14 protein-coding genes and 1 tRNA gene are annotated in these 14631 nt (G+C 41.4%); 6 read left to right on the top strand and 9 right to left on the bottom strand.

Annotation, left to right across the window (positions count from 1 at the left end):
* Nucleotides 1-264: 264 nt before the first annotated feature.
* Nucleotides 265-337 (bottom strand) — tRNA-Arg (locus PX484_RS14540).
* Between the two features lie 57 nt (nucleotides 338-394).
* Here PX484_RS14540 and surE point away from each other — a divergent pair.
* Together surE and PX484_RS14550 are read left to right on the top strand one after the other, a co-directional pair.
* The gene (gene surE / locus PX484_RS14545; protein ID WP_066029631.1) at nucleotides 395-1207 is read left to right on the top strand and encodes a 5'/3'-nucleotidase SurE; all 813 of its coding nucleotides are present in this window, start codon (nucleotides 395-397) and stop codon (nucleotides 1205-1207) included.
* 47 nt (nucleotides 1208-1254) lie between these two features.
* On the top strand, nucleotides 1255-1836 hold the full coding sequence (locus PX484_RS14550; RefSeq protein ID WP_287667845.1) for a DUF3727 domain-containing protein: 582 nt from the start codon (nucleotides 1255-1257) through the stop codon (nucleotides 1834-1836).
* Nucleotides 1837-2082: 246 nt separating this feature from the next.
* Here the strand turns inward: PX484_RS14550 and PX484_RS14555 are convergent, their stop codons facing one another.
* The 5 genes from PX484_RS14555 to PX484_RS14575 all read right to left on the bottom strand — a co-directional run bounded on the left by PX484_RS14555 (nucleotide 2083) and on the right by PX484_RS14575 (nucleotide 8685).
* The gene (locus tag PX484_RS14555; RefSeq protein WP_287667848.1) at nucleotides 2083-2913 is read right to left on the bottom strand and encodes a metal ABC transporter permease; all 831 of its coding nucleotides are present in this window, start codon (nucleotides 2911-2913) and stop codon (nucleotides 2083-2085) included.
* A gap of 172 nt (nucleotides 2914-3085) precedes the next feature.
* Entirely contained in the window at nucleotides 3086-4444 is a 1359-nt protein-coding gene (trxB, locus tag PX484_RS14560; protein ID WP_287767497.1) for a thioredoxin-disulfide reductase, read from the bottom strand.
* Nucleotides 4445-4555: 111 nt separating this feature from the next.
* Complete coding sequence (locus PX484_RS14565) at nucleotides 4556-5326, bottom strand: HAD family hydrolase (RefSeq protein WP_287767495.1); 771 nt, start codon at nucleotides 5324-5326, stop codon at nucleotides 4556-4558.
* Nucleotides 5327-5368: 42 nt separating this feature from the next.
* Entirely contained in the window at nucleotides 5369-6562 is a 1194-nt protein-coding gene (locus PX484_RS14570) for a lipase family protein (protein ID WP_287767494.1), read from the bottom strand.
* Between the two features lie 131 nt (nucleotides 6563-6693).
* Entirely contained in the window at nucleotides 6694-8685 is a 1992-nt protein-coding gene (locus tag PX484_RS14575; protein ID WP_287767492.1) for a DUF262 domain-containing protein, read from the bottom strand.
* Between the two features lie 179 nt (nucleotides 8686-8864).
* Between PX484_RS14575 and PX484_RS14580 the strand changes: the two genes are divergently transcribed.
* Nucleotides 8865-9497 (top strand): Uma2 family endonuclease, encoded by a 633-nt coding sequence (locus PX484_RS14580; RefSeq protein ID WP_287767490.1) that lies wholly within the window; start codon nucleotides 8865-8867, stop codon nucleotides 9495-9497.
* 48 nt (nucleotides 9498-9545) lie between these two features.
* On the opposite strand, the gene PX484_RS14585 is transcribed toward PX484_RS14580, so the two are convergent.
* Nucleotides 9546-10526, bottom strand: a complete 981-nt coding sequence (locus PX484_RS14585) for an ABC transporter ATP-binding protein (RefSeq protein WP_004267983.1) — start codon at nucleotides 10524-10526, stop codon at nucleotides 9546-9548.
* A gap of 26 nt (nucleotides 10527-10552) precedes the next feature.
* Here PX484_RS14585 and PX484_RS14590 point away from each other — a divergent pair, with 26 nt between their 5' ends.
* Both PX484_RS14590 and dacB read left to right on the top strand, forming a co-directional pair.
* Nucleotides 10553-10720 carry a hypothetical protein gene (locus PX484_RS14590; protein WP_159247994.1) on the top strand — a complete coding sequence of 56 codons (168 nt, stop codon included), beginning with the start codon at nucleotides 10553-10555 and terminating at the stop codon, nucleotides 10718-10720.
* A gap of 81 nt (nucleotides 10721-10801) precedes the next feature.
* The gene (dacB, locus tag PX484_RS14595) at nucleotides 10802-11689 is read left to right on the top strand and encodes a D-alanyl-D-alanine carboxypeptidase/D-alanyl-D-alanine endopeptidase (RefSeq protein ID WP_287767486.1); all 888 of its coding nucleotides are present in this window, start codon (nucleotides 10802-10804) and stop codon (nucleotides 11687-11689) included.
* Between the two features lie 81 nt (nucleotides 11690-11770).
* Here dacB and PX484_RS14600 read toward each other — a convergent pair whose 3' ends face one another.
* Nucleotides 11771-12037, bottom strand: a complete 267-nt coding sequence (locus tag PX484_RS14600) for a DUF6761 family protein (RefSeq protein ID WP_002739044.1) — start codon at nucleotides 12035-12037, stop codon at nucleotides 11771-11773.
* A 245-nt stretch (nucleotides 12038-12282) separates the two neighbouring features.
* Entirely contained in the window at nucleotides 12283-13248 is a 966-nt protein-coding gene (locus tag PX484_RS14605; RefSeq protein ID WP_149977018.1) for a M48 family metallopeptidase, read from the bottom strand.
* A 779-nt stretch (nucleotides 13249-14027) separates the two neighbouring features.
* Here PX484_RS14605 and PX484_RS14610 point away from each other — a divergent pair.
* The coding region (locus PX484_RS14610) for a calcium-binding protein (protein ID WP_409786353.1) at nucleotides 14028-14631 on the top strand (604 nt) is incomplete at its 3' end.

Genomic DNA, 14631 nt, shown 5'->3' on the forward strand with positions numbered 1-14631 from the left:
ATCAACCCTACAATAAATCAACCCTACAATAAATCAACCCTACAATAAATCAACCCTACAATAAATCAACCCTACAATAAATCAACCCTACAATAAATCAACCCTACAATAAATCAACTCTAGGGGGTTTGGGGGGTTCTACCCCCCAAAAACTTGGATTGAGCAATAAAATCGCAAGTAATACTCAATCCCTTGAGTATCAAGAAAGGCACTCCTACCCCCAAAGGGTAGGGTTGATTCATGAATCAACCCTACATTACTTAACGAGTACGGAGGGAGTCGAACCCCCGACACCCAGGACCGGAACCTGGTGCTCTATCCTCTGAGCTACGTACCCACGATAAAATACTATTACATTATACCACTAGCCGGCGCAGTAGAGTAGAAATTTCCCATGACTAGCGATCGCTCTTTAAAATTACTTATCAGTAACGATGACGGTATTTCCGCGCTAGGAGTCCGCACCCTTGCCAACACCCTCGCTGCCGCCGGTCATCAAGTCACCGTAGTTTGTCCCGACGGCGAGCGCTCTGCCACCGGTCATGGCTTAACCTTACACCATCCCATCCGGGCCGAACAGGTGGAAGGAATTTTTCACCCCGATGTGATTGCCTGGTCCTGCTCGGGAACTCCCGCCGATTCGGTAAAATTTGCCCTTAGTGCCGTCCTCAAAGAGCGTCCCGATTTAGTTTTAGCCGGCATTAACCACGGGTCTAATCTCGGTACTGATATCCTCTATTCTGGCACGGTTTCCGCGGCCATGGAGGGATTAATCGAAGGTATTCCCAGTATTGCCGTTAGTCTGGCCAGTTTTAAAGCTTGTGATTTCCAACCGGCTGCGGATTTTGCCCTCACTTTAGTCAGGAAAGTTACCCTTAACCCTTTTCCTGTTCCCACTTTACTCAATGTCAACGTCCCTCCGGTTAGTAGTGGCGAAATCAAGGGAGTGAAAATCACTAGGCAGGGATTGCGACGCTACGAGGAAACCTTCGAGAAAAGACTGGACCCCAGGGGTAAAAGTTATTACTGGTTAATTGGGGAAGTGGTGGAAGATATCGAACAACCGGACTACAGCCATTTACCCCCGGAAGTGCCTACGGATGTACGCGCTATTGGCGAGAATTTTATCACCATCACGCCCCTACAATACAATTTAACTGATGTACAGGGTTTTCAACATTTGCACCGGAATTCTTGGCTTGATTGAGGAGCATCTCATGATATTCTGATTCAATCATTAGCGTTTGAGAGCCTATGTCCCCTCAATTTAATTTTCAAGAAAACGAACTCGAAGAAGCGGATGTCATAACCCTCTGGGATGAGCAAGGTCGATCACTAGACTGTTATATTGAGAATGCCTATGAAACCGATGACCTTACCTATATGCTTCTTGTCCCCGTGGATACCCCGGTGATGATTCTAGCTTGGGACGAGGAATCGGAGGAAGAAGAATCTGATGCCTTCTTAATCGAAGATAGCGAGGAAATCGAGCGGGTTTTTGCGGATGCTAAGGCAGTTTTAGCAGAATTAGACCTATTGCTCAAACCCACTGCTCACACTTTAACCGTTAGTGGTGAATTGCCTCCCCTAGAAGAAGATAATGTTCTCAGTTTAGAAATCGATAGCGATGCTCCTTCCTCGTCATCAGAGCCGGAAGAATTGCAATTTCTCGCCAGTTTCTTTTCCGAAGACCAAAAATACTCGATTTACAGTCCCCTTGCTCCTTTGTTATTCTTAGCTGTCGGTGATGGGGAAGGGAAAGTTGAATTAGTTTCCCCCGATGATGACGGTATGGGACCAATTCTAGAGGAACTTTTGTTTGATGAACTCGATTAATTACTTGATTTTACCAAATCCGCCGGGCAAAACTTTTGATAAATCTAGTCACAGTATATCTTTCGGGATTTCATCATCATTGCGATTAACACGGATTTGGTATTTTTTCTTTAAATTACGGCGTTTATCATAAAGATGAAGTATAACCTAACTTGGTATTAACGACCGGCTCCTGTCTCCCGAAAATAAAAACCTTATACCTCACTATTAAGATAAATGCTATATCACCACAACTAGGGGAGAGCTTTAAAGATTAGCTATTTTTCTGGTGATAGTGAGGATGAAAGGTTTCCAAGCAAGACTGATTAAATAACCCAATCCTGCCACTAAAATAATTGTCGCCCCCGAGGTGAGATTTAAACTATAGGATAACCATAAACCAACCAAAGTAAAGACAATTCCTAAGATAATCGCTAGGACCATCATTGCCTTCATATTTTTAACAAATTGTCCACTGATAGCCGCAGGAATAGTTAACAAAGCAATTACCATAATTAATCCTACTACCTGCATTACTGCCACAATAGTTAAAGCGGTTATTCCCATTAAACCTAAATAAATTATCTCCACGGGAATATTACGAATAATCGCAAAAGTTTCATCAAAAGATATGGCTAACAACTCTTTATAAAAGATACTAACTAAGGTTATAATTAATATATCTATGCCCGCCATTATCCATAAATCATCCCTCGGTACAGTTAAAATACTACCAAAAAGATAACTCATTAAATCAGCTTTATACCCGGGGGTTAAATCAATAAAAATTACCCCAATCGCCATACCAATCGCCCACATCACCCCGATTAAAGTATCGGCTCTCTCGCGGATGCGACGCTGTAAAAACCCCATGCCTAAAGCCGAAAAAAAGGTAAAAAATATCGCCCCCACCAGAGGATTAATACCAAAAAAATAACCGATTCCTATCCCTCCATAGGCAGCATGAGCGATTCCCCCACTGATAAAAACCACGCGATTAACTACTACTAAAGTACCCACAATCCCACAGGCAATACTAACTAATATTCCTGCGGCAATCGCATGGCGCATAAAATCAAATTGTAAAGCCTCTAGCATAGGGAATTATGAATTATGAATTAGGGAATTATGAATTATGAATTATGAATTATGAATTATGAATTAGGGTGTGGGGTGTGGGGTGTGGGGTGTGGGGTGTGGGGTGTGGGGAGCTTTTTCAGTAAACAGTAAACTCAAAACTCACATCTGATAACTGATAACTGATAACTGATTATTGATAACTTTCAATTACTTGACGAAAATCGCTTTTTTGTTTGACTCCGCGCATTTCCTTGACTAATTCCCGGTCCTTAAAGAATTGTACCGTGGGAGTCCCAGTTACTTGACCCATTTTGGCAATTTCCAGGTCAGCTTCGATGTCAATTTCCACAAAATAAATTTTGCCATCGTACTCATCGACCACTTTATCTAAAATCGGTTTCAGGGTTTTACAGGGGCCACAGGTGGGAGAAACATATTTTACCATTAACAAGCGATCGCCGTCGTGGAATAATTTCCGCAAAGCATAACCCCCAACGTGACGGGTTTTGTTAATATCAAAAGTTTCCTCCGTATCGGCCGGGGTTTCGCTAACGGTTTTCGTCTCGTAATGTTCAGAACTGGCTGATTGACGGTATTCTTGGATTAAATTATGCTCCGATAACCATCTTTCTGCCAATAACGCCGCCATACACCCCGTACCTGCGGCAGTGATTGCCTGACGGTATTCGTGGTCCTGCACATCTCCGGCGGCAAAAACCCCCTCGACGCTGGTAGCAACAGTCCCCGGTTTGACTTTCACATAACCCACCTCGTCTAATTCTAGTTGTCCTTGGAATAGGGAAGTATTGGGAGTGTGACCGACGGCATAAAATAACCCTCTAACGGCTAATTCGCTGATTTCTCCCGTTTGCGAGTTTTTAATGCGTAGTCCTGCCATTTTACTGTCTGTACCGAACACATCCAGTGCTTGGGTGTGAAAATGAACGGTAACTTTCGGATTATTTAACACCCGGTCCTGCATTGCTTTCGAGGCACGCATCGCTTCCCCGCGTATCAATAAATGGACGTGAGAGCCGTATTTAGTTAAATATACGGCTTCTTCGGCTGCGGAGTCACCGCCACCAATGACAGCGAGGTTTTCCTCTCTAAATATCGGTGTAGCACCGTCACAGATAGCACAAGCGGAAATCCCGTTACTCCAGAATTGGGCCTCGCTGGGTAATCCTAAGCGTTTGGCAGTGGCTCCCGTGGCGATAATAATACTATTGGCCTTAACTTCCCGGTCCGTGGAACGAATGGTAAAAGGACGCTGACTTAAATCCACCGAGATAACATCTTCGGTATAGCATTGGGTCCCCCATCTTTCGGCCTGTTCCTTCATTCTTTCCATCAGCTTCGGACCGGTGATTCCTTCGGGAAAACCGGGGAAATTTTCTACTTCTGTGGTGGTCATCAATTGTCCCCCCGGAATGCCTCCCGCTTGGAAACCCTCAAACATCAAGGGTTTTAAGTTCGCACGCGCCGCATAAATCGCCGCCGTATATCCCGCCGGTCCCGAACCAATAACGACTAAATTCTCGACAGTCATAACCGTAAATGCAACTCATAACGACTACGCTTTTTATTATAACAGATAATGTCGGGTGGGTTAGACGACGATAAGTTAGATAGTTTACCTTAATATTCCCCATCACCGACTCTACCAGTGGGTGAAGTCTGCCGCAAATTGAGATAGGGATAACAGCTTAATGCGGGTATCTTGAGCGACTTTTTGGCGCATTTGGGCGGTATTATATCCCCAATCGGCTAAATATAAGCCCACATCGTTTAAATCTGCTTGTTGCTGCACTAATTCCAACGCATCGAGACGATCCTCGACAAACCACAAATTAGCGGGAGATTCTGGTAAATCAGCCAGTATTTGCTGAATAGTCAGGTATTTCGGCTGTTTAATTTCCTTGCCAATTAATCTCGCTGCCGGAAAATTAATTGCTACTTTTTGTAACAATTGCTTGACAAAACGACTTTCTTTTGTAGTGATGATATAGACCAAAAAATCCGAGTCTAAAAGAGAGGCCAGGCGATCGATCGCGGGTTGATAAAATCGGTGTAAAGTTAACCAAGACTCTAGATCCGACTCAATCCATTGATCCCTAAGACCATCGAGAGCATTTGAGAGAACTTTTTTCGCTATTTTCTCCCTTTCTAGCAGATTTTGCCGAATTAACGGCCAATTATTTAAAGCTTCCTCGTCGGGAATATCGAGAACGAGCGATCGCAACAGTAAAGGCATTTCCCAACCGGTTTCGATAACGGGACGAAGTTGCGAAAACCTCGGGAAAAAATCCTCGGGAATTATTTCTGGCCAAAGGGTTTCATAGGTGCGTTTGCTAATCTGAAAATACTCGATCATGCCATCACAAAGAACACCATCAAAATCGAGTGCTAGAATACGGGGGGATTGACTCATAAATGCTGGTTTAATCTCAATAATGGCAGTATAGCGCAGCTATTAGCTATTCTTTGCTTCATCGTTGACATAACATAGCTGTCTGATGATTTCGGTGACAGAATTTTTCAATCCCTCTACATGAATCCAGCCCACATATACAGCATATACAATATTTTGATGATTGTCCTGTATATAAACATGATGGACACGATATAAATCTGAGCTTAAATAAATATAACCACTGGCATCTTTAAATTTACCTTCTAGTAATATTTTTTCTTTTAAAGGTTTCATTTTTGCCAGATTTTTAGTCACTCCAGATATTTTGTCTATTCTTTCTATGGCAAGATCAACACAAGTGTTATTACTGTAACTATTGCCATGATTATAATCCTGCTGATCAAAATAAATTGTCTCTACGATATTTTTGGCCACTTTATCTGATGCTAGGTAATAGGTATGAGCATTAAGGGAATTCAATACTACGGCAGCAATTTCTACAGAATCAAAAATATTGCCAGTCGCTTCTAGATAATAATCGCTCATTAAAATCTTGGATACATCGGTTATAGAATCAAAAAGAGGACGAATTGGATAAGCGATAATATCGGAGGAATTAATCAGATTATTCCAGAGCAAACGCTGGCCTTGATGCTGGCTAATAAATTTTTCAATTTGATTGGTATCAATGCCTAGAGTTAGATTTAAAAATGGGATCGGTGAACCCATTGTTGTCACACTAGATAGGGAAAGTTTGCCCCGTTCTTTACCGATAAGATTACGAATTTCATGAGCGGGATCCTTAGGATCAAAACGCTCAGAAAATAACAGATCCCAAAGGATTACAGTACCCAAAGAATGGGCGACTATATGTAATTCGGTTTCCTGGGGATAAGCTTGAACAAGATCGATTAATTGATCGGCAATAATGCGGCGAATTTGTTTTCCTCGATCGCTGCCTAAATAGCTAAATGCGTCACCGATAAAATAAGATAAATACTCTTTTCTAAAGTTTTGATAGCGAAAGGATTGCTCGGGGTTAAAATTACTATTTTTCTGTTTTTGTGTCTGTAATTCTTGCTCGATATCTCGCCATAACTTTTCGGTTCCTTTGAGAACATTTCCCCAAAACCCTGCATAACAGTAGGGAATAATCTGATTTTTGCGTTTACATTCTTCTTCAATTAGTTTAATTAATTTATTGGCATAACTAGCATCTCTTGTGGCCACTCCATGAATAAAGTAAATAAGCATAATAGATTTATCTCAATAAGCGGTGATCGGAATCTCTCTTAATATACCCTTCTAGCTTCAGAAAAATATCAGGATAGAGCCAGATATAGTAATATATAATTAATGCGATTTGTCAAGAGATGGTGGAGTGATTATTTAGGTTCTCTTTCGACTGACCAATCCTCTGAGGATAATCCCATAGTTTCTACTACTTTTACACAAAAATAGTGGATATCTTTGGCCGAAAAATTAGTTTCTACTATAAAAACATTATTTTCAAGTTTTTGAGGTCGGCGAAATTTTGTGTCATCTTTCGATAAAAAGCGAGGAAACTCTAGCACAATCTCTTGAAACTTTTCAGGGTCTAGATCGTAGAGAGTATTCAAGGTAAAAATTAGTACATCTTTCCAAGTTTTTACTGTTTGTTGTTTACCACGAATAATTAGTTTTTTGGGTTTTGTATCCTTGACAGATGCAGTTTCATTGACCGGCAGCGAATCATCGCCAAAATAACTCCAAATTTTTATAACACGGTCGGCCAAATATTCAGCACGTTGTTCGATATCTTCTTTTTGCCATGAGTTAATACTATCAAAGTATTTATTAATTTCAAGATGGCTTTTATGGAGTTCTTCTTTCTTGTGAGAAAAATCTTTATCCGCCAGTTCTCCATTATAAGCCGTCAGGGTTAAATTACCTAAAGTATGCACAAGAAGTTGATGGGTAATATCTGCATCTGTTCCCAAATAATCTCTCCACTTATCATTTAGTTTTTGCGGCATAATATGTTCAATAGTCAGGCGAGAATCACTTAAATCTACAGTTTCTCGATGACCAAAAGATTCTTCGATCGCACCGAGAATAATTTTCGCTTTTTCGCTGCGATTTCCTCCGTATAGTTTGATGGTTATTAACTTTTCTTTAAAATCATTATCTTTTGGGTAGTCTTTCTTTTGAAGAGAGATTTTTAATCTTTTAATAAAAGGTTCAGAGTTTAAAGCAGCATCTTTTTGAACTTGGGAATATAGTAAAGCAAAAGTTTTATTAAGTCCGCGAGTCTGAATACCACAAACAAAACGACGGACAAGAAAGTTTTCAAGGGTTTTTAAAACCTCTATAAAGTCCTTTTCAGATAATTTGCTATTTCCCCAGTCATCATAACAATTTAAAAGAAATGGATAGATAGTAGAGACCTCTAGACGCTGAAAAGAATCGAGATATTTACGAATACTAGAATTATTTTCCAGCCTGGGAGTGATTAGTTTGGCATAATACATGGAAAATGTATATAAGTCCTCTATATAGAGAGCGGGATTATTATCAGCTAGTTTATTTTTAAAGGCAGAATAAATTTCGTTATTTCTAATTTCTGCCCCACTTTTTGATAAATAGTGACGGATAAATTCTGTTAAATTATCTCCTAATTTTTCCTGCATCGGCAGCCAGTATCTATCATATAGTGTCTGTTGCTCCTCTTGACGAACCTTCATAAATAAATGATTACGAATTAAATCGGCCTCAGTTAAAGGCTGCCCCGTGGCATTCAAACTTTCAAATACTAGGTAGGGATCGTCGTCATTACCAAGAGTTATATTGACCAAAGATAAGTGATTACAGATAACTTCTGTTAGTTTAGCTAACGAATATGATTGTTCATTGATCTTTCTTTTAAAAAAGAAATAACACTGGGATATGGTATTTTCTTTGTCGATGATTTTGCCACGGATTACAGACTGAAAATATTCTAGGTCTAACTGAGTAGGTTGAATTTTAAAGTAATCAGAACCTTTTTTAAAGGGATTAACAAGAAATGTTTTGTCAATTTCTGCGCTTAAATCCTGTTCTTGTTGGTCTTTCGCTACGTCTCGCAAAGCAGCAAAGAGCAGAAAAATAGTCGTTAAACGTTGCTGTCCATCAATTAGCAGATATTTATTGACCACGCCGGAGTTAGGCGAAACTTGAGTTTTAACTATCGAACCCATAAAATGGGGACGAGGGTTTTCTTGACCGTACAAATAGCTTATGTCATCCCATAAATCTTCCCAATCTTTCTTTTTCCAACTATAAGTGCGCTGAAATAGTGGAATTATATATTGTGTGTTGCCTTGAATAATTTCTTGAAGAGTAACTACCGATGCTTGCATAGGGGCTAGTATAGGAAGATAGACCGATTATTCCTAGTATTTATCACTCTAACACAGCAATTTGGCACTGTCTAGGATCCTGGCGGTGGGTTACGCCTTGTTAAACCAGCCGACAAATTGCTATATAATACAAATGCCCGCTATTATAGAATTATATTTTTCCCTTTTAACTTAGTCTTATGGTTTCGCAACTAGATAAAACTAACGTCACTGAAATTATCTACCCCGATAGCGATAGTCAACCCATGGCCGATAATACCTTGCAATTTCGTTGGATCACAACAATTAAAACTAATTTAGACTGGCTATTTCGCGAGCAGTCTGATGTCTTTGTTGCGGGGGATTTACTTTGGTATCCCGTGGAAAATGATCATAAACTGCGTCAAGCGCCGGATATCATGGTGGTTTTTGGGAGACCAAAAGGGGAAAGAGGTTCCTATCGACAATGGCTAGAAAATAACATTAGTCCTCAGGTGGTTTTTGAAATCCTCTCTCCGGGTAACACCCTCACGGAAATGGCCAAAAAACAGCTATTTTATGACCGTTATGGGGTCGAGGAGTATTATCTTTATGATCCCCATAAAAACGATGCCAGTGGTTGGATAAGAGGCGAAAATCAGCTAGAAATTCTTGACACCCTTGATAATTGGGTTAGTCCCCGTTTAGGCATTCGTTTTCAGTTGGGGGAACCAGAAATGTTGCTTTTTTATCCCGATGGACAAGCTTTCACCAGCTATAACGAGGAAAAACAACGAGCGGAAAGATTAGCCAATAAACTGCGGGAATTGGGCATTAATCCTGACCAAATCTGAGAGAATGTTTCTTGGCTACTATTAAAAACGGATTTGCTCCGAGAGTGCCTATTGACTAGAGGTCATACCGCGCTGACGTAATTGGTCGATAAAAAATTCTTCTAGGGAAGCACGAGCTAAATTAAGACTAATCAAGCGAGCATCCATACTAGACAGGGCAGCCAGAAAAGCATCGGGTTCTCCCTGTAATTGTCCGTGCCAAAAATTATCGCGCCAATGTAAACCGAGTATCCATTGCTGTAGTTGATCCTCCCTACCACCTTGAACAATCACCTGATAGACATCAGCACGACCGAGAATTTGGTCGAGGGAACCAACACAGAGTAATTCTCCCCGAGCTAACAGGGCAATGCGATCGCAAATTTGTTCCACATCGGAGAGAATATGAGAGTTAAAAAAGATAGTTTTCCCCTGTTGTTTGAGGGATTGAATAATTTCTCGCACCTGATAGCGACCGATAGGGTCGAGTCCCGACATCGGTTCATCGAGAAAGACTAATTCGGGATCATTGATTAATGCTTGAGCTATACCGATCCGTTGCATCATCCCCTTAGAATATTGACGCAATTGTTTTTTCTGGGCAGTTTTGCGGTCTAATCCCACTAAATCCAATAATTCAGGAATGCGTTTTTTCTGCACAGAAGAGGGAATCTTAAAAATGCCGCCGATTAATTGTAGGAATTCCCAGCCGGTGAGATAGTCGTAGTAGTAGGCATTTTCGGGAAGATAGCCGATGCGTTGCCTGACCGAGCGATCGCCAATTGGTTGACCGAGAATCAAGGCCCGTCCGGAAGTGGGTCGGACAATCCCCAAAAGGGTTTTTAAGAGCGTGGTTTTGCCGGCCCCGTTCGGGCCTAATAATCCAAAGGTTTCGCCCTCATGGACAATTAAAGTACAGTTTTTCAAGGATTCGATTTTTTTATTTAACCAGAATCCCGTCCGATAAGTTTTTTGTAAGTTTAACGTCTCTAGAACAGTTTGACGGCTGGTATTCGTCATTGTTTTGGAGTCATCTGAGACAGAATACATGGGTTTTACATCCCTTTTCCTAGACTTTGCTTCTATTATCCCCAAATTGTCATCAGCAATGTCAACAGTATCAAAATAGCACGATTTTGGAACCCAGAAAAATTCCCACCAGTCAAGCGGTATCAGTGCAGTTCCGGGCTATGACAAGCTTTCTTCTCTGGCATTGGTGTGAATTAGCCGCTAAAATCTGTTAGAAAGGTAACGTTGACACTTGAGCGGCAACTGGTACAATAGGGCGAACGCTTACGGAAACCAGACTCTTACACAAACACAGCATGAAACAACTCCTCAACTGCCTCAATTCCCTGACAGTGGCCAGTGTAGCCACTATCGCTTTGGCCTACCCTAGCATCGCTCAAGTTAATCTCTCCGTTTATCCCCCTCCTTCCTCGTCGAACGAATCCATAGAATTATACGTTCCCCCGCCAGAAAACAATAACATCGATAATACCTGTACTCAATTGATCGGGGCAAATATAGATAAAGTTATCGGTCAAGCTCCCAATCAGTGGGGTATATTAATCGAATCTATAGATCGCCAAACAGTTATTTATAGTCATAACGCTGATCGCTATTTTATCCCCGCTTCTAATACAAAGTTATTTACCACGGCTGCCGCTTTACAGGTGATGAACCCGGAAACGACAATTCAGAAAAAATCCCTGCGCGATTGGGTTAATATCACTAATCAGAGAAGTAATAATTTCTACGCTGACACTCTTTTTCGCTTTATCGGCGGTGCTAAAAATGTTACTGCCATCTTGGCACAATTGGGCATCAATCCCAGTGGTTTTCGTTTAGCCGATGGTTCGGGATTATCCCGCCGTAATACCGCTACTCCCCGCTCGATCGTGGAAATTTTGCGGGTGATGTATTATTCTCCTAATCGCGATACTTTCTATGCTTCCTTACCTGTGGCGGGAATTAGTGGCACCCTGAGAAACCGGATGCGTCAGACGGCCGCCACTGGCACAGTTTACGCTAAAACCGGCACTCTTACCGGTGTGCGGGCCCTATCGGGTTATCTAGAACACCCCAACCAAGGACCGATGTTATTTAGCATTATCGTTAATAATCAACGGGTTTCCGGACAGGCCCTGGTGAAAGCGATCGATACTATTGTTCTACAGATGACCCAATCTCGTTCCTGTCAAGCTCAGTAAATCTCTCGTAAAAATCCCCAATTGTCCTGATCAGCTGTCCGCGCATTTAAATTGCTTGTGGAGATGAGGCAAGAGTAAAGGTTAATAATAGCCATAATCTGCCTCAGTTTGGGTTTGGGTTTGGGGGGAGAGATATTCAAAATTAGAAGGATCTCGCAGAAAACGAAATATTTCTTCTTCGAGACGATGAATTAGATAGGGTTCTATGGAACTAGAATCGCGTAAACAGGCTAAATAGCCTTCTACATATAGCCGGATCTCATCAAAACGGGAGCCACGGTGCCAAAGATCCACCATGTCATCGGTTAGTCTTTGATAGTAACGAATGGATTGGGTATCTTGGAGCATGGGCAGTAGAACAAAAAAAAGAGAGTGGGGGTAAGTGTTTATGGATCATCGTAGGGAGAATTGCCATTCTCGGTCCCCGATACCTCTATTGTACTCACCAAATCGGCAAAACACAGACAAGAGAATTTTCAGTGATCAGTAAAGGGTGTGGGGTGTGGGGTGTAGGGTGTGGGGTGTAGGGTGTGGGGAGAAGGGAGAATAAATAAAGGCAATCTCCTGAATCCTGTCTCCTGCCTTCGTATAGATTATTCAGGGTTTCTTTGTCTTTTTGCCCGTTCAATTTCTGCTTGTAGTTCTGCTATTTGTCGCTGCAATCTTTCGCTTTCCCTATCATTAGCATCAACATTAATTGAGCTTTTTACCCCTGTTTTGGCATAGTTTCCCCGGCGAATTTGACGATAGGATTCCGAGTTAAACCATTCCTGTAGATAATGCACTCTTTCTACGGAAAAAGGATGGGTTAAAAAGGAACCATTACCGCCATTATAAATGATAAATTTATAAATCTGGTTTAAGTTATCTTGGTCTAATTGTCGGTAGGCCTCCCCTTGGCGAATAAATTCTTCTAAGTTGCATTCATGCAGGTATTTTTGACTTCCTCCTGCACATTTCATTAAAGTTCTCAGGACTAAATTTAAATCATCGGTAACTAATAAAGCGGCTCTGTCTGCGGATAATTCGGCTTTTCTTCGCCATTCATAAAAGGCATAAACTAGACCAGTAGTAATGGCTTTTCCTAGTCCTAAAGTGATGTCCCCAAGCAAATTAGCCGCCCCCATCACCCAAAAAGACAGTTGAATTAAAATACTATGATCGCATTTTAAATGTCCTAATTCGTGGGCAAGAATTACTCGAATTTCTTCTTCATCTAAGAGGTCTAAAAGGGCAGTATTAAAGACAATGTAGGGATGTTCAGAACCCAAAGAATAGGCATTCGCTGAAGGGTTTTGACTGACATAAAGATTCGGTTCTGGGGACATATCTAAATCCCGCAGACATTGGCGATAGATACCGTATAAAGTGGCGTATTGACGCGGGCCGACTTTTAGATCATTGCCCATCAATAAAATTTGCTGGGGACGTTCATAGAGATATTCGGAAAAACTTTTCGCTAATAAGTCAAACCCCGGAACTGATCTTAATGCCTGTTCAGCCTGCTGATCTAGGGGATGTTTAAAAGCTTGACTGGAGATATCAGGATAAGTTGGCATATTAATAGAATAAGAAAGTCAAAATTTCTCCTAGATTATACCAATTTTCAATAATCGTGACTAACATCTGAGAGCGAAATTCCCTTTTCAGAGAGCAATTGCGCTTTGAAATGATCAACTAAGTCTCTCATTACTTTTGAAAAATGATATTAGTAAGTAATTGGTTTCAATTAAATTGAAGATAGATTTTGTCTTTGATTCCCCCTGCCCCCCTTGATCAGGTAGGGTCGTTTCATTCTCTCAAATGTCATTCTCTCAAATCCTTATCTGGCAAAGTTTTTAGTCGATTTCTCGGAATAAATATCTGAAAATTTTTCAAAACGTCGTGCTTTGCTTACCTCATAAGCGATTAAAGGTAGCAACAAAAGAATTAGATTCGGAGAATGAATCAGTCCTACCTTTAATCAGGGGGTGTCTGACAATTTTTAACAGCCACCTACTTATTACTTCCGATTTTATCGCTCAATCCAAGCCCTTGCGGTATTCTACCTCCCAACCCCCGTTGGGGAGGAGAAGACTGTGATCAGAGTGCCGTCCCCAAACGCCAGCGCACATTAGCTTTTCGGTGAGATGCTTACAGGTACTTGTTAGTATATGTGTATTAAATGAGAGTCACCGATAATTGCCGATTGTGGCTATTTTCGCCAGTATGAGATGCACCCGTCGTCGGGATAGGGTGTTTCCACGAACAAATATTAAGTTTTATTAAGGGGTTTACAAAACTTAACTAAACTACTAATATTTTTACATTAACATTTCTTGACATTAACTTTCGTAATATGCCTCAAACCTACATCGACATCTTCGGCTTCAACTCTTTCACGGCACTAGCTGTGGATAACTGGATAATTCTGGGCTTGACGGGCAATGACACTCTCACGGGTAACTCTCTCGCAGACACCATTGAGGGTGGTGTTGACAACGACAGACTCTTTGGGCTAGGCGGTAACGATGTCCTTAATGGTGGTGATGGTGATGACTTCCTCGACGGCGGTAGTGGGGATGACTATCTTTCAGGGGAAATTGGCAATGACACTCTTTTTGGCAGTTTAGGCAGTGATTTTTTAAATGGTGGTACGGGGACTGATGTGGCCAATTACGGCAGTTTTGGCAGCAGCATTATCCTGCTACCGACTGGCTCTGTTCTCAAAGGCGGTGGAGCCACAGATCAACTGTTCCAAGTTGAAACTATCATTGCCAACGCTGGATTTAGCAACAATACAATTGATGCTTCCGGGGCAGCATCTCCCGCGTCTATTAATGTCAATTTAGGCCTATCGACTAACAATTTGCAGGTATTGGGGGGTCCGGTCTTAACTTTTACGGTGACCAATTTTGATGATGTTATTGGCACTAATCAAAGTGACACGATTACTGGTGATG

This window comes from Microcystis sp. M49636_WE2 (assembly GCF_030065375.1).
GTDB classification, from domain to species: domain Bacteria; phylum Cyanobacteriota; class Cyanobacteriia; order Cyanobacteriales; family Microcystaceae; genus Microcystis; species Microcystis aeruginosa_C.